This is a genomic window from Ruminococcus sp. B05 (assembly GCF_003628495.1).
GTDB classification, from domain to species: Bacteria; Bacillota; Clostridia; order Lachnospirales; family Lachnospiraceae; genus Schaedlerella; species Schaedlerella hominis.
On sequence record NZ_RBZR01000024.1, the window covers coordinates 25,264 to 44,670 of the forward strand.

17 protein-coding genes are annotated in these 19,407 nt (G+C 35.2%); 2 read left to right on the forward strand and 15 right to left on the reverse strand.

What is annotated here, in order from left to right:
• The 7 genes from D8Q48_RS14040 to D8Q48_RS14070 form a co-directional block, all read right to left on the reverse strand.
• Nucleotides 1-1,308: an alpha-L-fucosidase gene (locus tag D8Q48_RS14040; RefSeq protein ID WP_121056916.1), complete on the reverse strand. Its 1,308-nt coding sequence runs from the start codon at nucleotides 1,306-1,308 to the stop codon at nucleotides 1-3.
• Nucleotides 1,309-1,340: 32 nt separating this feature from the next.
• Entirely contained in the window at nucleotides 1,341-2,195 is an 855-nt protein-coding gene (locus tag D8Q48_RS14045; RefSeq protein WP_117990877.1) for a carbohydrate ABC transporter permease, read from the reverse strand.
• A gap of 18 nt (nucleotides 2,196-2,213) precedes the next feature.
• Entirely contained in the window at nucleotides 2,214-3,149 is a 936-nt protein-coding gene (locus D8Q48_RS14050) for a sugar ABC transporter permease (protein WP_330514699.1), read from the reverse strand.
• A 70-nt stretch (nucleotides 3,150-3,219) separates the two neighbouring features.
• Nucleotides 3,220-4,521, reverse strand: coding sequence for an ABC transporter substrate-binding protein (locus D8Q48_RS14055; RefSeq protein ID WP_117990874.1), 1,302 nt, complete (start codon nucleotides 4,519-4,521; stop codon nucleotides 3,220-3,222).
• A 214-nt stretch (nucleotides 4,522-4,735) separates the two neighbouring features.
• Nucleotides 4,736-6,001, reverse strand: coding sequence for an extracellular solute-binding protein (locus D8Q48_RS14060; protein WP_117990871.1), 1,266 nt, complete (start codon nucleotides 5,999-6,001; stop codon nucleotides 4,736-4,738).
• The gene (locus D8Q48_RS14065; RefSeq protein WP_117990869.1) at nucleotides 5,985-6,737 is read right to left on the reverse strand and encodes a response regulator; all 753 of its coding nucleotides are present in this window, start codon (nucleotides 6,735-6,737) and stop codon (nucleotides 5,985-5,987) included. Before D8Q48_RS14065 ends, D8Q48_RS14060 begins: the two co-directional genes overlap by 17 nt.
• Entirely contained in the window at nucleotides 6,725-8,524 is a 1,800-nt protein-coding gene (locus D8Q48_RS14070) for a histidine kinase (protein WP_118688826.1), read from the reverse strand. Before D8Q48_RS14070 ends, D8Q48_RS14065 begins: the two co-directional genes overlap by 13 nt.
• Nucleotides 8,525-8,731: 207 nt before the next feature.
• On the opposite strand from D8Q48_RS14070, the gene D8Q48_RS14075 reads away from it, so the two are divergent.
• Nucleotides 8,732-9,736 (forward strand): LacI family DNA-binding transcriptional regulator, encoded by a 1,005-nt coding sequence (locus D8Q48_RS14075; RefSeq protein ID WP_117990864.1) that lies wholly within the window; start codon nucleotides 8,732-8,734, stop codon nucleotides 9,734-9,736.
• On the opposite strand, the gene D8Q48_RS14080 is transcribed toward D8Q48_RS14075, so the two are convergent.
• The 8 genes from D8Q48_RS14080 to D8Q48_RS14115 form a co-directional block, all read right to left on the reverse strand.
• Nucleotides 9,737-12,076 (reverse strand): glycoside hydrolase family 95 protein, encoded by a 2,340-nt coding sequence (locus D8Q48_RS14080; protein WP_121056918.1) that lies wholly within the window; start codon nucleotides 12,074-12,076, stop codon nucleotides 9,737-9,739. It lies immediately after the preceding gene.
• 19 nt (nucleotides 12,077-12,095) lie between these two features.
• Nucleotides 12,096-12,947: a carbohydrate ABC transporter permease gene (locus tag D8Q48_RS14085; protein WP_118688824.1), complete on the reverse strand. Its 852-nt coding sequence runs from the start codon at nucleotides 12,945-12,947 to the stop codon at nucleotides 12,096-12,098.
• 9 nt (nucleotides 12,948-12,956) lie between these two features.
• Complete coding sequence (locus D8Q48_RS14090) at nucleotides 12,957-13,853, reverse strand: sugar ABC transporter permease (RefSeq protein ID WP_121056920.1); 897 nt, start codon at nucleotides 13,851-13,853, stop codon at nucleotides 12,957-12,959.
• A 122-nt stretch (nucleotides 13,854-13,975) separates the two neighbouring features.
• On the reverse strand, nucleotides 13,976-15,289 hold the full coding sequence (locus tag D8Q48_RS14095) for an ABC transporter substrate-binding protein (protein ID WP_172697010.1): 1,314 nt from the start codon (nucleotides 15,287-15,289) through the stop codon (nucleotides 13,976-13,978).
• Between the two features lie 617 nt (nucleotides 15,290-15,906).
• The gene (locus tag D8Q48_RS14100; RefSeq protein WP_347562306.1) at nucleotides 15,907-16,413 is read right to left on the reverse strand and encodes a hypothetical protein; all 507 of its coding nucleotides are present in this window, start codon (nucleotides 16,411-16,413) and stop codon (nucleotides 15,907-15,909) included.
• Nucleotides 16,373-16,780, reverse strand: a complete 408-nt coding sequence (locus tag D8Q48_RS14105) for a nuclear transport factor 2 family protein (RefSeq protein ID WP_117990850.1) — start codon at nucleotides 16,778-16,780, stop codon at nucleotides 16,373-16,375. Before D8Q48_RS14105 ends, D8Q48_RS14100 begins: the two co-directional genes overlap by 41 nt.
• Nucleotides 16,777-17,097 (reverse strand): SdpI family protein, encoded by a 321-nt coding sequence (locus D8Q48_RS14110; protein ID WP_121056922.1) that lies wholly within the window; start codon nucleotides 17,095-17,097, stop codon nucleotides 16,777-16,779. The genes D8Q48_RS14105 and D8Q48_RS14110 overlap by 4 nt, the downstream gene beginning before the upstream one ends.
• A 217-nt stretch (nucleotides 17,098-17,314) precedes the next feature.
• Nucleotides 17,315-17,647, reverse strand: a complete 333-nt coding sequence (locus tag D8Q48_RS14115) for a DUF3784 domain-containing protein (protein ID WP_117990845.1) — start codon at nucleotides 17,645-17,647, stop codon at nucleotides 17,315-17,317.
• Between the two features lie 450 nt (nucleotides 17,648-18,097).
• Here D8Q48_RS14115 and D8Q48_RS14120 point away from each other — a divergent pair.
• The coding region (locus D8Q48_RS14120) for an IS4 family transposase (protein ID WP_121056924.1) at nucleotides 18,098-19,407 on the forward strand (1,310 nt) is incomplete at its 3' end.

Here is a 19,407-nt window from a genome sequence, read left to right on the forward strand (position 1 = left end):
TCAATTCTTGAGTTGAATTTTTAATACAGTGTCTTTTTCATCTGGCAATGGATAAGTAAATACCGGATCATCTCCAAATGATACAAATGCAACATCTGTATAAAGAGCTGTATTCCATGCTTCTCCTCTTTTCACTTCACTTCCATCAGCTAAATATGTAATTCTATCCAGTTTTTCAGGACTGATTCCATAGAGCGGAAGTGCTCCTAAAGGTGTCTCGTAAACATGTGCATAAATCACTCCGTCTTTCTCTGTATATCTTCCCCAATCAGGTTTCTCAAGATCTGATATTCCACATCCATAAATACTTTCTTTATTCTTATCCATCCAGTTTCCAACTTCTTTGAGTATTTCAACACTTTCCTTTGGAATGTTTCCTTTCGCATCAGGTCCTACATTCAAAATCATGTTACCACCCTTGCTAACACACTCTACAAGTTTTCTCACCAACATCTCAGGTGTTTTATACTGATGGTCGAAGTTGCAATATCCCCAGTGATTATTCATTGTTGCGCAAAGTTCCCATGGAATTGGTTCTCCATTGATATCACATACTCCTTTGGGTGGAATGATCTGTTCCGGACTTGCAAAATCACCACTGTAAATTAACGGATTATCTGTTGCAATACTTCCATGGTTATCTCCAGCGCCTTCCAAACGATTGTCAATGATTACATCCGGCTGATAATGACGTACCATTTTGATCAATTCTGTTGCTTTCCATCTTTCACCCGTCATGTCATCATAAGAAAAATCAAACCACAATAAATCTAATTTTCCATAATTTGTAACAAGTTCTTTTACCTGTCCGTGCATGTAATCCAAATATCTGTCAAAGTCGATTTTTTCATCCTTATAGGCTTCATTATTTCTCATCGGGTGCTGACGATCTCCATATTTCGGGAAATCCGGATGTTTCCAGTCAATAATGGAAAAATAAAGTCCTACCTTTAAATCCTCTTCTCTACATGCATCTACAAATTCCCTTACCAGATCACGTCCGGCTTTTGTATTTGTTGATTTATAATCTGTAAGTTTGGAATCAAACAAACAAAAACCATCATGGTGTTTTGCAGTTAATACCACATATTTCATTCCTGCTTCTTTGGCTAATCGAACCCATTTTTTTGGATCATAATCTACAGGATCAAATTGTTCAAAATATGGCCTGTATTCTTCTACAGTCATCTCTCTTTCTGACATAACCCATTCACCACAAGCCGGAATTGAATATAATCCCCAATGTATAAACATTCCAAATCGTGCATCCATAAACCACTTTGTTCGTTCTCTAATTTCCTGATTCATTTATTTTCTCCTCGTCTTTCAATTATCTACAATTACCCTTTCACAGCACCGCCGGATAATGCTTCAATAAAGAATTTACTAAATACGCAATATAAGATTACCGGTGGAAGAATGATAACAACCATTGCTGAAAACAGTCCGTTATAGTTCGTATTAAATGATGTTGTAAATGTTGACAGCAATGCCGGAACTGTTAATTTTTCTCTTGTGATCAGTACAAGTGATGCCCAGTAATATTCATTCCAGTTACTTAAGAAAGCTAAAACTGCAGCTGTCATAATTCCCGGTCGTGCAATTGGGAAAATAACTTTTACCCATGTTTGGAAATAAGTACAACCATCAATTCTTGCAGCTTCCTCCAACTCTTTTGGAATATTGTCATAATAATTTTTTATAACAAAGAAGCTGACTGCGATACCACTGCAAGAATAAATTAAAATTAATGCTGCACGAGTATCATATAAATGCAGATTATTAATAAGGTTATATACCGGATATGTTAAAGCTGTTGCGGGAATAAACATAGTGGAATATAAAAGAATATTTACCAGTGCTTTACCACGAAATTCCATTCTTGCCACTACATACGCTGACATAGAGATCATAACCACACTGATCAATACAGATACGCCTGCAACAAACAAACTGTTTCCAAAATAACGAAGTACATGAAGGTCTTTAAATGTAGAAATATATCCATCAATGCAAATCGACTCCGGAAGCTGAAATCCTGGTCTTGCCATAGGATCTTTTTTCAAACTTGATAATCCCAACCATACTAATGGTACGAGTGATACAATCAGTGCCCATGCTAAACAGATATATGTAACGATTTTAGTCCCTGTCGGCATATTTTTTACTGTTTTTCCATGTAAAGATTTTTTCATTATTTATCACGCTCCTCCCTAATGTTTCTCTTTTTTGAATGAAACACTGTATGCGAAATTAATTACAAGAATAATGACCATACCTGCTAAAATCTGTATCATAGCCACCGCATTTGCTCGTCCAAACTGAGTCCTCGGACTTGTGATTGCTAACTCTCGAATCACATAACTGATACTGTACGTTCCCGCTGCTCCTTTTGTCAGGAAATAAACTTCGTTGTAAAGAAGGAATCCTGAGGTTGCCGCAAGCACAGATACTGTTTTCAGCGTTCCTTTAATCATTGGAATTGTAATGAACCAATCCTGCTTTAATCCACTGGCTCCATCTAACATTGCCGCTTCTCTCACTTCTTCCGGAACTGCCATGATATTACCAAGTATCATTAATGTTGTTGTTCCTGTAAAGAAGATATATGCACATGTCATAGCAATAAATGCCGGTCCTTTTAACAACAGAATACTATCTGTAAAGTCCTTGTTGAAAATTCTAATGATAGGATTGATAATTCCATAGGATGGATTATATAACTGTAAAAAAATCACTCCCATCGCCGCTGTGGAAATCATATTCGGAATAATGTAAACATTTCGTACAAACTTAATTCCCTTTACCTTTCTTGATAATGCAAGTGCTATCAAGGTAGCAATTGGAATCTGAACTATTGCACCAAGGAGTGCCCAAGTTGCAGAGTTTTTAAGTGCTTCCCAAAAGAATGGATATTTTTTTAATATGTACTCATAGTTGTTCCATAAATCCTGAAACCCAAAAAATTCCGGAGATGTAATATTACTGTAATCCCACTTACAGAAAGATGTTGCAAATACTGTAATAATTGGATAAAGATAAAACACACAAAACGCCAGAATTGTCGGCGTCAAAAAAGCAATAATAAATCCTGTGCGCCTCATACCCAATTTACTTTTTTTCTTCTTATAGCTAAGATTCTCTTTCAATTTAATACCTCCAACAAAAATGGGAAGGGACAATAGCTCCCCTCCCCCATTGAAACTAAATCATTTATAATTAACCGATTAATGCAAGTAATTCTTTCTGGAGTGCCTCAAATCTTGCATCGATGTCTGTTCCTGAAACAGCACACTCCATAAGTGCGTTTATAATCGCTTTGTTAACATCAGATCCCCATGTATATTTCATGTCGATTACAATTGTATCTGCTTCGTTAACCTGAGCACATGCTTCAGCAAGCTTCATTGTGGCAGCATCTCCACTCTTCTCTGCAAGTGCATTCAGATCCACTGTTGTGTTACATGGGTTTGCCTGAACACCTGTAAAGATTTTTTCCTGAACTTCCGCACTTGTCATATACTTAACAAATTCAAGTGCAAGTGCTGTTTTCTCTTCACTCATGTTGTTTGCAACTGTAAGTCCGCCACCTGCTGATGAAATAGAGATATTTCCCGGGAACAGTGCAGGCTCAATAGCATCAACTAAAGATTCATCAATTCCACTTGCGTTCCATACACCATTGAAAAGTACTCCTACTTTTCCATTTGTATTAAACTCAGCCATCAGATTTCCATTATCATCTGTTGTATGCTCTGAACCATTTGCCTGATCTAATTTTGCTGTTGTCTTGAATGCATTAGCAAACTCATCAGAATTAATAATATCTTCTGTCAACTCAGACTCTACCATCTTCTTTCCAGCGTCTGTAGATGCCATAATTGCATTTATAATGCATCCAGATCCCTGTCCGGCAATATATCCATAAGATTCATCACCTAAACCTGCAATCTTTGTCATTGCATCTTTGAATGTATTCCAGTCTGCAAATGCATCTGCAGAAACACCTGCTTTTTCAAACAGCGCTGCGTTATACCAAAGACCACGGCTTTCAATCTGATCATGTACAGCATAAATATGACCATCTAGATCATGCTGTGTATAGTTAAGTCCTACTGCGTCCTGAAGATTATTTTCATCAATATATGGCTTCAGATCATAAACAAGCTCCTGTGAAATTGCAGCCTGTGGTACTCCATTTCCTCCAACATCTACCATATCCGGGTATGATCCACCAGCAACCTGTGCACTAACAATATCATCTCTGTTCTCAACAGCAATCGGTTTAAAAGTTACATCTCCGTCTGCATGTTCCTGTGCAAATTCATCATAAATATCTCTCATTACCTGTGCTGCCGGCCATTCACTTTCATCCTGATAATATCCATGATAAAACTCCAAAACATTTTCATCACCGGAAGCTTTCTTATCTCCTTCGTTTCCTGAACTGCTTCCACATCCTGCTAATACGGATACACCCATTGCTGCTACTAGAAGTACACTTACCAATTTCTTTCTCATCTTTTTTCCTCCTATGTTTCTCCTTATTTGTTGAATTAATTCTACCTTACTTTTTGTGCATTTTGAATGTATGGTATTGACAATAACATGCGTATTATTTACACATAGCTAAATAAAACATGGATTATTTTTACCTATTGTCAATATTTTGCATGTTTTGCACAAAGAAAAAGTGCGTATCAACTCACTTTAAGTCAATATGCACTCTCTCCAACTATTTCATTTTTATATTTTCTTCAAATTCTTGTACTGAAATTGTTCCCGCCAATAAATCAAAAATTGATTCAGTAAAATAATTTTTTTGTTCTAGTGACCAGATGTTACTTGGAACTTCTATTTTTTCATCAGCTTCAAGAACCAATGATACCGCTTGATATAATTTATCTTTATTTTCCTTATATAGCTCTACCGAAACATCCGGATTCGCCGGAATTTGTTCCGTCCTCTCAAGAATCTGTAACTGAACATCTTTGCTAAGCATATACTTTAAAAAGCTTACTGCCGCTTCCTGTCTTTCTTCATTTCCACTCTTTCCTAATACATATCCAAGACCTGAAGATTCACATGATACAGTTTTTTCTGTACATGATGGAAGTAAAGCATACTTTGCATTAATATCATCTGAAATCATTGGAGCACTCCATACACCATTGATGTAAATTGCCAGTTTTCCTTCATTGAAGAGATTCGTTTCATCTCGATAACTATACTCTGGAGTTTTTGAAACAGATAAACTATACAATTGTTTCAGCTGATTTATCGCAGTAGTGAACTCTTCCTCTTGATATACAAACTGCTGTCCCTTTGTCCTGGCTTGTTCACTACCTGAAAGCATATGATCTATACAATATAAATATCCCTCTGCCGCTGGTTGAAGTGCTGTTATCTCTGTTCCTTCTTTCAATGCCCAATCACTAATCTGGTTACACATCATCTGAAATTCATCCCAACTTTTCGGCACTTGCTCAATTCCTGCTGCATTTAAAATATCCTCATTGTACCAATATCCACCACTTAACATAAGAACATCTGACACAGAATACAACTCTCCATTCTTGGTTTTCCAATATTCCTTATTCACATCTGATATGCTTTGGGAAAAATCATTATCTCGCTCTATATATGGCTGAATATCTAATGCCATATCATTTTCAACTAAAAAATCATACAGACAATTTTCACCAACTCCACTAAAAGAGATAATATCCGGAACATTACCAACCATTACCATATCTTCTACCTTTCTCATCATCTCTTCACTCGTCGGCATCGAAATAATCTGTAAGTCAATCTCCGGATACTCTTTTTGAAACTCAGCGTAAATATCTCTCATTTCAGCATGATCTTTTTCTGTACCGCCCCAGGCATGAATTAAAGTAATTGAGACATTATGTTTGTCTTCGCCTTCACAACCACCTAGCAAACAGCAGCTTATCAGTATTCCCAATACAAATGCAACTTGCCTAATTCTTCTTTTCATCCTTTTCTCGCTTCCTAAATTCCTTCGGTGAAACACCCATAATTTTTTTAAACATCTTTGAAAAATAACCTGCATCTTCAAATCCAACCGCTTCCGAAACTTCGTAAGTTTTCATATCTGTTTTTAAGAGATATTCTTTTGCCGACTCTATTCGAAGCTTTAATATCTCGTCAAAAAGATTTACACCTGTTTTATTTTTATAAAATCTACTTAGATAACTTCTATTGACATGCAATTCATCTGCTATTTCATCCAAAGAAATCTTGCTTTTATAATTTTGCTCTACATATTGTTCAATCTGCTGAAGAAGTGTCTTTTGCTCTGGTATTACAACTTCCTCTTTCTCGACTTCTTTTTTCAGTTTTAATAGCTTTCCTATTGCTTTTCCTAACGCTTCCGGAAGTTCATCCATAATCGCAATCTTCAAAACATATTCACATGCACTGTATTTGATTGCAGATTTTGCATAATCAAAGTTAGAATATGCCGTTAATATTATTACTTGTGTTTCAGGTCTGGTTTCATATAAATATTTGCACACATCAAGTCCATTTACTTCCGGCATCTGAATATCCGTAATAACAATATCCGGTGATTCTTTTTCGATACATTCGATAAGCTCTTGTCCGTCCTCTAACACTTCTATCAAATTACAATCCATTTTTTCCCAATTAATGAGTTTTTTTAATGCTTCTCTTATATAACCTTCGTCATCTGCCGCAACTACTTTCCACATAACATTGTCCCCCTTTCTGACGGAAGAATAATTTCAATTTTAGTTCCTTTTCCTTTTTTACTCTCAATGTCAAGTTCATAATCTTCGCCATACAAAATCCGTAACATTCTTTGTGTGTTTTTTAATCCTGTATGAGTATGACCTATTTCCCCATTCTCCAAAGTTTCTTTCTCATAATTCTCATTTAGCTTTTCATAATCCATTCCAACTCCGTTGTCCTCAACAATAATATGGAGCCTCTTTATCTGTTCTGTATTATTGATTTTTTCTTCCCTTGAAGATTTCTCTGACGAACTTTCCTCATACAAACATACTTTTATCATTCCTCTCTCTTTTTGAGGTTCCAATCCATGTGAGACAGCATTTTCCACAAGTGGCTCAATCAAAAGTCGCGGAATAAGATTCTCTTTTATCTGTTCGTCTGATAAATTAATTTCATACATCAATTTATCTTGATAACGTTCTTTTTGCAAAAATAAATAGAATTGAACAATTTCCAGCTCTTCCTTCACTTTTATTTTTATTTCCTTATCACGGAAAATTTTACCTTGCATTAATTTAGAAAAAGCATTCAAACTTTCATATAATTCCTCGTTGCCCGACATTTTCGCTTTAAGACTGAGCATCGCAAGTATATTAAACTGAAAATGAGGGTTAAGCTGCGATTGAAGATATTTCACCTGTGATTTAGTAGCCAATAACTGCTTTTCGTATACCTCTGTGATCAAATATTCTATTCGATCTGCCATCTCATTAAACACTTGTCCAATGTCATGAAATTCCTGTATTGTAGAATCCTCCATTCTCACATCCAGGTTCTGCTTTCCAAATGCACGAATATTTGAGATCATCCTCGTCACTGGTTTTGAAAAGCGATAACTAAGTCCGTAGGAAACACAAAATGTAAAGAGTATTACAATAACAAGTCCGACCAAGAAGATAAATAACGTTGGTTGTAAAATTGCTAAAATATTACTCTGTCCCACAGCAATAATGGTTCTTGTTCCAAATCCGCTCGAATCCGCACTCCCTATTACTTTTATTCCGTCTATTTCCTTATTTCCCGCCCAAGCTACAGATGTTTCTTTCATCAGCTCATTTTGTTTCTCATCTCCACCTGATAGCAACATCAAATCATTATTAGATAATACAATCCAAGAATAATCCTGATAGTCTTCTACCTCCTTAAATATTTCTCGAATTGCATCACAACTAATTTGTGCTATGCCGATTCCTTTCTCTTTCATATTATCATCATAGATACGAAAAAGAATATTCAGATTCTCTCTATCTGTAACACATGCATATCTATTTTTTTCTAATTTGAACCACTGTTGCATATTTTGATAATATATTTCCTCTTCCTTTTCACTGTTCAGTGTTATAGCATAATAATGCTCTTTCACACACTTTTCCTGATTATTAAACAGATACATACTCTTAACAAATGGATATTGCTGATTGACTCTATTTCTTTCCGCAAATAACTCCATACTATATACTAATTGTTTTTTTGCTTCTTCTGAATCATATTCATCGCATTGAAAAAAACTCTCCAACAGACTATTATGTCTTATAGCAATTGCTCCATCTTCTATAAATTGCATATGTGACTGGTACTGTTGTGTTGTATTATTGAGTACATATTCTATATCTTCCTGCGTATTTTTGAAAAAAAATGAGAAAAACACATAGCATACTGCTATCGCCACTGATAACAAAGTTACTAATGATGCCATCAGTATAAAAACAGTTAATTCTTTCTTTAAACTATGCCTTTTTCTCATTTTATTTTCCCCATTTTAATAAGTTTATTTATTTCATATATACTAACACACCTAGTATATATAGTCGAGTGATTTCCCGTTATTCTATCGTCTACGCAAAATGAAATATTATGAAGACGGACAGCATTTTTCATAACCTTTGATTTCTTTTATCAATTATGCTAAAATTTTTATATAACTATCATATTTACGAAGGGAGGCATTATTTTGGCTTCAACAATTCGAGATGTTGCCGCTCGTGCCGGGCTCTCTGTCGGTACAGTTTCTAAATACATTAATGGCAAAACTGTAAAAGAAAATACTCGTTTAGCTATAGAAGAAGCAATCAAAGAACTTGATTTTCATCCAAACAACATAGCAAAAGGATTACGTAATGCAAAATCTTTCTCTGTTGCTATTTTGTTGCCAATGTTGGATTCTACTTTTTGTACTTCTATGATTTCATCAATCGAATCAACATTATTACCTTTAGGATATAGTGTTATTGTATGCGAATGCCACAACAATGCAGAAATGGAATTGCGAAAAACCCAGTATCTAATTGATCGTATGGTTGATGGGATTGTTCTGATTCCGTATGCCTCCGATGGCAAACAAATTGAGATGATTCAGAAAAGTAATATTCCATTAATTCTACTTGACCAGGAAATCCAGGATCATGCAACTGATTGTATCGTTCTTGATAATGAACTGGCTGGATATGAATCTACCCAACGTTTGATTGATTTAGGGCATAAAGATATTGCTATTATCACCGGAAGTCCGAATCATTATACAAGTAATGGACGTCTAAACGGATATAAAAAAGCTATAACAAACGCTGGTTTACCGATTACGGATGATTATATTCAATGCGGAGATTACTGTATAGACGGTGGTTATGAAGCTATGATGCGTTTGTGTAAACTCTCAAAAAGACCAACAGCCATATTCATCAGTAACTATGATATGACTATTGGTGCTTATCTTGCAATTAACTATTTACGATTAAAAATACCCGATGATATCTCAGTTATTGGATTTGACAACTTTCCACTTGCGAATGTAGTGAATCCACCTCTGTCTTTTGCAGAACAGCCTACTAATGTCATGGGCACAGAGGCTGGAAAACTTCTTTACAGACGTATTTGTGGTGACTACTCTGATTATCCAAAAACGATAATGCACAAACCAACCATGCATTATAAGGAAAGCATCCGTCAATTAACATGATTAAATCCATTCACAGGAGTGCAGATCTATGATTTGCTGCTCCTGTTTTTTTAATTCTATTTTTTCCGTTAACTTCTTATTTCCATAAAAAATATTTATAAACTGATCTACAGAAGAACAAAGTGAAATCGAAATTGGTTTTTTATTTTTCCATGCGATATCCACCTCAACTCCACCTACAGCCAGAAGACCTTTTACTTTTCCGCTTTCCCAACTCTCTGGTAATGCTGGAAGAATAGTAATTTTTCCATCTTCACTGCTCAAAAGCATTTCAGCAACAGCACTTGCACTTCCAAAATTACCGTCGATCTGGAATACTTCCCGTTCTCCTTCCGTTTCACCTAATGGCGGATGAAGGTCAAAAAGATTGTTATAAACTGATTGCCGTAACAACTCTTCATAGTAGTAATTAGCTTTCGTTCCATCACCTAATCTTGCCCACAAGTTAATGAGCCATGCACAACTCCATCCTATTTGCTGTTTATAGTTTGCAACCTTTTCTTCAATGAACTTCTGACATGCTTTTACTAATTCAGTATCTGTTTTCTTTATTGAGTGTCCCGGATGGAATCCAAATACCGGAGAGAAATGTCGATGTCCAACATCAAATTCTTCGAAATCTTTAATCCATTCCTGAATCTTTCCTGTTCTTCCAATCTGATAATTTGGTAATAACTTACTGCGCTCATTCACTTGTTCGATCAAATCCTCTTTGATTCCAAGAACATTACATGCTTCCAAATAATTAGCAAATAATTCTTTTATAATTGCCAAATCCATAGTTGTCATGTAACTCACGCCGCAAGCATGTCCTTCCCCATCTTTAAATGTATTTTCTGGTGAAGTAGAAGGTACTGTATAATAAAGCCCATCTTCTCTTTGTTGCAACCAATCAAGACAAAACAAAACAGATCCTCTCAATGATGGATATATTTTATTTTTCAAGTACTCCAAATCTCTTGAATATCTATAGTATTCATAACTTTGTGAGCACAACCATACACCGCCCATCGGCCAGTACGCATATTTAGGCTCGCCATCTACTGGACCAGTCTGTCTCCATATATCAACATTATGATTTGCTGTCCAACCTGAACAATGACACTGTTTCTTTGCTGTTTCTTCTCCAGCATGACTTAATTCTTCGACAAAATCTACAAATGGTGTAAAGCTTTCAATTAGATTACATGGGCCGTTAAGCCAATAGTTCATTTCGGTATTAATATTGACTGTCCAGTTACTGCTCCATACAGGTCTTATACTTTCGCTCCAAATACCTTGTAAATTTGCCGGTTGAGTTCCTTTTCGTGAACATGCTATCATCAGATAACGATTATAATGGAAAAACAGACATGACAACCCCAAATCCTGTTTTCCATTCTGAACATGTTTCAAACGTTCATCTGTTGGTAGATCATTTTCTATTTCTTCTAATTCAAGGGATACATTTTTATAAACAGCTTGATAATCTGCTATATGTTCTTCTTCAAGTTCTTTATATGTTTTTGAATTCAACTTCTGAATCTGATCACCGCAACTCTTTTCACACACTTCTGGATTCGTTTCAATCCTTTGATTGTACTTCTTATATCCATCCGCTGCTGTCAAGTAAAACACTACTTCTTCAGCTTCTTGAATTTTCAAGCCGTCTAAATCTGCACTAACAGTTCCACCTTTATGAGTAACCTGCAAATAACAACAAAATGCCATTCCTGGATTCTTCTCATCATATACAATCGGATTTTCACAAGCAACATAATTAGGTTGTACATTAGACGGCGCATTTCCGCTTACATACAAACAGCAATCCTTTTCTGTCTTGATTGTATGCTGCACTTCGCTATCAAGCTTCACTTTTAAATCCAGTGTGTCCTTTCCGCTGGCTGTAATCTTAATTACAAGTGCTTTTGCCGGATTTGATATAAACATCTTAGAGATATATTCTGTTTCATGATTTTTGAATTTTGAAGTAAATATAGCATTTTCTAAGTCAAGGAATCGCACATATTCTTCTGGTTTATCGACCTTTTCAAACACATAACTGAGACTTCCTAAAGGCATATAAGACTCATTATAAAATCCGAGCATATTCTTCTTCATATACTCTTCTGCTTCCCAGAATTTTCCTTCAAAGATTAATTTTCTTGCCTGCTCAAGTGTACTTGCATCAACTTCTTTTTCTTCTCTATGTCCTGTTCCTGACCAAAATGTGTCATAATTTAAAGTGATTTTTTCCTCTGGAACGCCTCCATAAACCATTGCTCCAAGAGATCCATTTCCTAGTGGCAGCGCTTCTGTAAATGATTTTGCCGGTGAAATATATTTTAATGTTTTATTCATAGCATTAAACCTTTCATATCTATTCTTTTACCGCACCTGAAGTAATTCCATTTACAATAAATTTCTGTGCAAAAGTAAATATCAAGATACTTGGAATAGATATCAATACAAGAGCTGCATTATATCGTCCCAAATTTTGCGGTGTCATTCCATAAGCTCCCTTAAATGCATTTACTGCAACTGTTGTTGTATATGCCTTGTCTTTCGTAAGGAACATCAATGGGAAAAGGAAATCCTGGAAAGACCACATAATCTGCAATACAGCAAGGTTAATGATCGCTGGTTTTGCCAATGGTAAATAAATACTGAAAAAGCAACGCTGGATAGACGCACCATCAACATTTGCTGATTCCATCAATTCAGTCGGAAGTCCATCGAAGAAATTTTTCATCATAAGTACACCAAACGGAATTGTAATCAAACACTCTGAAAGAATAATTGCTAAATGTGTATTATACAAATGTGCAGTCTTATAAATATAGAAGAAAGGTATAATCAAAATCGGTCCTGAAATTGCAAGACACATTAAAACAAGATTATAAATCACTTTTCTTCCCGCAAATTCAATTTTAGAAAATGCAAATCCTGAAAATGAACAGATTAGAACCAGTAATGCAGATGCAAATACTGCATTGATAATGGAGTTTACAAAGTATTGGTAAAATGGAACACCATTTACTTCATTTGTAAGAACATACCAGTAGTTCTCTATTCCATGTACCTTTAAAGAATCTTTCAACAAAGAATAAATAGGCACACACCACAAAGCTAACATTATGATAAGGAAGATGATCATTACTCTTCTGTTCGCTTTTGAAATCGCAAATAAATCTTGTTCGAGTTCATAGTCTTTTTCTTTTTTCTTTCTCATATCCAACACCTACCAATTCTTTGATGTTATCTTTAACTGAATAAATGAAATAATAAATGCAACAATTAATACAATAATCGCAGCTGCACACACGAGCCCTATATTTGATCCTGCTGATCGTGTAGCACGATAAATATAGGTTCCGATAATCTCTGTGCTTCCTCCTGGACCTCCATCTGTCATCAAATAAACACGTTCCATTTCTCTAAATCCACCAAGAAGCATGGAAAGAATGATTGTTTTGTGTGTATTTTTCAAAACTGGGAAAATAATAAGTAATAACTGGTCTTTCATACCTGCACCATCAATTGTAGCTGCCTCCAAAATGCTTCTGCTGATTGTTGTTAAATCAGCCGTATAATACATAATCGGAATACCTATCATAAAAATAGATACGGAACATACAGCTCCCATTGCTAGTTTTGGATCTGCAAGCCATCTCTGTGCAAGTGCACCAAGTCCAACTCCTCTTAAAATCTGATTCACAATACCATTCTTATACTCGAGCATTGATCCAAAAACTGTTGCCATCAATGCAATCGGAAGCATTGACGGAATAAAAAACAATGCATGAAAAAATCTTTTTCCTTTAATTTTAAAATTCAGTATGATTGCTATAATAAATCCAAAAGTTAAACCACAAAAAATATTAGCCGTTGATAAAATAAAAGTATTTAAAAGTGATTTCCAAAAACTTTTATCTTTGAATATTGTTTGATAATTCGCTAAACCGACAAATTCGGATCTGCGAAATGTTATCGTTACATCTCTAAAACTATTTGAAATTAGAAAATAAAAACTATATCCTAATAATCCTATAAAAATAACAATCAGCGGAAGGAGAAATAAAAATCCCGCCTTGTTATTTCTTTTCATCACCTTTGATTTTGTCTTTTTACTTGTCATGTTTATATCCTCAATTCCTGTAAAAAAAGGGACCATCAACTGCTTTACTTGTTTTTCATACCAGTCATGCAGCTGAAAGCCCCCTTTTTATATTAACATCAGATCCTCAATTGTCTTACTGATTAATATTTTCCACTTGTCCATTCTTTCTGAAGATCTTTCAATGCACTCTCTGTAGTTGCAGATCCGTTAAGTACACTCTGTACTGCAGCACCTTCAATATCAGAATATCCCGAAACGTTATTTCTGTCAGCTGTAGCTGTATTAATCAGATCAACAACTGTATCCCATCCAGCCTTGGATTCATCTGTATCAAATAAAGAAGCATCTACTGTAAAATCCTTTTTAGCGGAAGTTCCTGTAAGCTGTTTTCCAAAGATGTCAGCTCCATCTCCTAATGTAAGGTAAGCAACAAACTTAGCTGCTGCTTCTTTCTTCTCTGAATAATCAACTACACCGATCCCGGAGTCGATATAAGAACGTACTGTAAGCTGTCCATTATCCTCTGCTGTCGGAAGAGCCATTGCTCCAACATTTTCAAGTTCGATTCCATTTCCTTCTCTTAATGTCTTAGATAATAATGGTGCTTCCCAAGAACCCATATAGTAAACAAGAGCATCACCATTTGTGAATTCCTCTGTTGCACTTGCATAATCCAGGTCAAGAACATCTGCTGAGAAGATTCCTTCATCAAAATATTTCTTTAATCCATTGATTGCTTGTTTAAACTCTTCGCTGTCAACAGGGGCACCTTCATATCTCCACTTATTATAATAATCTCCCTGCTGGCCAAGAACTGTCAGCATCATTTCGTCTACAACCCAAGAGTCTTTTCCGGCAAATACACTTACATATTTATCAGGATATTTAGCTTTAAATGCTTCTGCCACTGCTTTGTACTCTGCAAATGTCTTTGGAACTTCTGCTCCGATATCCTTTAACAGGGCTGCATTATAAAATCCTACCATTGAACCAGAATTTGTAAGCACAAGCATCTTTGTATCTCCACTTGTCAGCTGATTTCCCTGCTCAAGACATTTTTCTGAATAAGCATCTTTCCAATCTGCACCAGCAATCTCTGGCATTAATTCATCCAGATTTGCCAGATAATCCTGAACTTCTTCTGCAAATGCTGATGGCTGAACTCCAATAACATCAATATCTTCCTCTGTACTTAATGCCAGCGGGACTTTCTCTTGGAAAGCTTTACTTTCCATTACTGTCATATTTATCTTAATATTAGGATTTTCTTTTTCAAACGCATCAACTGTTTCTTGAATCTGATCCTTACTTGGGAACCATGTCCAATAATTTAATGTGATCTGCTCACTATCTGAACCACTTTCTTTATTCTCTCCTGTAGATCCACATCCTGCAAGCATACCAACTGTCATTGCTGTAGCTAACGTCATAGCCAATACTTTTTTTGCTTTCATAAACATCCTCCTGAATCTTTTGTTTTCGTGTTTTCAAAAAGTGAACCGGTTCATTTTTTCTTTAAAAATAACACTTTCTAATTCTTATAATACATATATCTAACACATGTGTCAATCCGTTTTGTTCATTTTGTCATATTATACAATATTTTTTCTATTTTTTAATGCAATATGTACAGTTATTTTTTTTCTGTTACTTTAATTTTTAATAATTTTAAGGTTATTAATTTGGCATTCGTAGGAATTTTATTGATTAAGCCTTTACTCAAATTTACAGAATTCGCCACAAACCCATCTTTTTAGTATATTTTGGTTACCACTATGGTTATCTGGGCATGATGATGTGTGGAAATCCCCTTTCTATTAGTGTTTCCGATGCGGCACAAGGTTCAAGACTCTTCTTACGCACTAGGCAGAAACCCATATGAATGCATGATTTTTTTATTTTATCCAGGAACCAGATAGGGATTCGTCCTTAATGATGAACGTCTGAAAAATCCAAAGAAATCCGATTCCAACTTTGTATTCCTTCTCTATCACACACGTATGCTCTTTCGTAATTTTATCATAATTGATTCCAACCAACAGCAAATTCCCCCGATAATGATTTAAAGTATCTATATATTTCTTTTCCTTAATCTTGAAGCCTCAACAGATGCTGTCACTTCTGACCAGTCCATTGTACTAATTGCATTAATATATTCCTGTGAAACTTCTTTATTTAGAATTGTAACTGTCTTATCCGGCCAATGATAACTCAAATATCCCAGATGAATTAACAATGTCAACACATCATCTTTTCCTTGAAAGCTCGTCATATCATTAGAAAATGTTCCCGTATTAATCTGAACTTTATCTCCTGCAAGCATCCGTACCACTGCATCTTTCAGACCATCATAATTTAACTTTATATAGGATTTTAATGCCTCATAGGTTTCTGTCTGATTCCAGTAATTATCAAACACACCACTTAACATCGCAAACCAGATAGGGACGCAAACCAGATAGGGACGCAAACCAGATAGGGACGCAAACCAGATAGGGACGCAAACCAGATAGGGACGGAGTTTTCCGGCTTTTTTTCTATGAAAAAAGCCGGAAATCCCCGTCCCTATCTGGTTCACATTTTATCACAGTTCCAATATGCTTATCCAATCTCCATTGCGGAGCATCACTATCATCAGCCCAATACTCATCCAATGAAATAATCTTATCATTAATAATTTTAATAAATGACGTTACATGGAATGAAACACTCTTATCCTTCGGATATACATTAGCAACTGTTACCAGTAAATTACCCATTTCTTCTGTTCTTTCAACCACTCCATTCCATTCTCCGGGATATTCGCAATTCGCGATAATATACTCGTCCAGATTGAAATGTTCATTCGTACAATGCCAATTTACATATGCATCCTCATGAAAATATTTTCTGATTTCATTCTCATCTTGAACGAGAACTGCTTTCCAAAATTCATGTATATTCATTTTTTCATTCCTTGCTTTGTAAAATGCTTATGCAACAAAAATTCTGTCGGAATAATTGTAAGCACCATAATTCCTAATTGTAAAAACACCAAATAAACAGAAATTATTTCAAAGTTTGTATTATCTTTCGTTAAAATCAAAATAAAAATCGATAGTATCACCAGGATAATTCCTAAAACAAAGTTTATCCAGCCCCAACACCTGTGTGCATATCTCCATGTTTCATCATTCATCCTTGACATAGTAGTTCGATATCCCGAACTCCCCTGCCGATCTTTAGGAGGCTTATCTTTCCACGTATATCCCAATATAATCATAGATAGCGGTACTAAAAGTTAACACACAGATAAAAATATAAACATTATAAAGTTCTCCTCTCAACTTCTGATTAATTTGCTCCAAAGACTGAAATTGTCATCAAATAAACCCTACCCATATTCCAACCGCTATAAGTATCATACCTAATATTCTTCCGATAAATCTCGCCTTTTTATTTCCAAATAAAGCCGTTGTTTCTGGAGTAGTAAATAATTGTTACTTTCTGCATAGCGTGTTTCCTAAAATGATAATTACCACGACATCAACCAAAATAATTCCCGATGCAATATATACAAAAAATGCAGGTAAAACATTTTCAAACAAGCCCATAGTTAATAGAAGAATTGCTATAATAGACATTCCAATTCCCATTGTTCTGCATAACTTCTTTTCATTATATTTTTCCTTTTCTTCTTTTGAAGCTGTATTATATCCAGAAATGAACCAGCTTCCGTGTCCAGAAAGTAAAATAATAGAAAGTACAGCAAATATCACAAAGACAATCCACACTGTCCAATCAGAACCTGTTGCTAAATCTGATAATTTCATTTACAGTCTCCTCCTTAAATTCTGTTTTATTACTCATATGATATCATATTTTTCTTCAATGTAATCAAGAATTTTCTGACCTAATGCAATGACCTCTTTTCTTGGATCTCCATGCACAGCCAAAACCATCTAATGCTATGCTTTCTATTCACAGATTCGTTCTTAAAATATATCACAGGATAATCTCGTAATCTATATTTTCACCCGCTAACTTCTTAACTATTTTTCCAGATACCTGCGGTAGTTATCCATGAACCAGATAGGGACGGAGTTTTCCGGCTTTTTTCTATGAAAAAAGCCGGAAATCCCCGTCCCAATAACATTTAGTTAAGCTTTTTTCAAATTAATAGTTGACAAAATCGTAAAAATGTGCGGCACCTTACTGATTATTATAATCAGTAAGGTGCCCTTTGAAGTTAGATATATTTTTACTTCAAGGAGGTACCACACATGTACATGACACCAGCAACTATTCGAAAACGTTTCTTCTCTGTTCTTGAAACAGCAGAGAAAAATATTCATTTGTATGTTAATACTCCAGGTTCAGATATGACCAGACACAGACTCTGTCCTTTTTCTGATACGGTAAAATCTACTCTCTGCCTCACCATGAATAGGACAAATACAGAATTATTTAACTTTTTTATGTCCCAAAACAAGAAAGTTCCATCTAAATCAGCTTTCACACAACAGCGAAAAAAACTAACTGCTGATTTTTTCCCGTATCTTTTAAAATCTTTTAATGAAAAAATTCCTTTTACCAAAACGTATAAAGGGTTTCATCTTGTTGCAGTAGATGGTTCTGATATTAATCTTCCTACTAATAAAAATGATTTTGAATATCGTATAAAACAGGCTCGAAGTGACAATGTGTTTTTTCAGATGCATTTGAACGCTTTGTTTGATATCTGTGAAAACAGGTATATTACTGCTGTTACCCAACCACGCCCTAAAATGAATGAAACACAGGCTTTCTGTCATATGGTCGATCACTGTAATCTGCCAGAAAATACGATACTTATCGCAGATAGAGGATATGCCTCGCTAAACACAATGGCTCATTTAATTGAAAAAAAGGAATTTTTTCTCATTCGCTGGAAATCTCCGTCTGCACCATCTGCTTTTCTGAAAGATATTCTGCCAGCTGAAACAGAATCAGATAGAGAGATTGTTTTGGACGTAACAAGATCGAAAAAAAACAAGCATCTTTGTCATGGGGATAAAATGAAAATAGTAAAAAATAAAAGAACTTTCGAGTTGATTCCGATTGATGATAAGAAAAGTGTATATACCATGAAAATTCGATGCACCTGTATACAACTTGAAAATGGAAACTACGAATATTTGATTTCTAATTTACCATTAAAAAATTTTTCTGCACTGGATCTACGAGAACTTTACTGGAAAAGATGGTCTATTGAAACTTCTTTCCGACGCCTAAAATATGCGCTTTCACTAGTGTATTTACATTCGGTTAATCGGGAACTGATTATTCAAGAAGTATATGCAAAACTTATTATGTATAACTTTGCCTCACTTCTTCACGCCTTTGCTACAGAAGAAAAAAATAAAGAGCAAGGAAAGAAAAAAAGGAAATATGAATACAAAATATCCTTTGAAGATGTTCTTCCTATTGCACGAAGATTCATAAAACATCGAATGACAAATGATATAGTAAAAGCTCTAATGCTACGACATCAAACAGCTATTAAGGTGAAACAACAGACCGCTCGACAGGTCAGATCACAAACTGTAAAGCC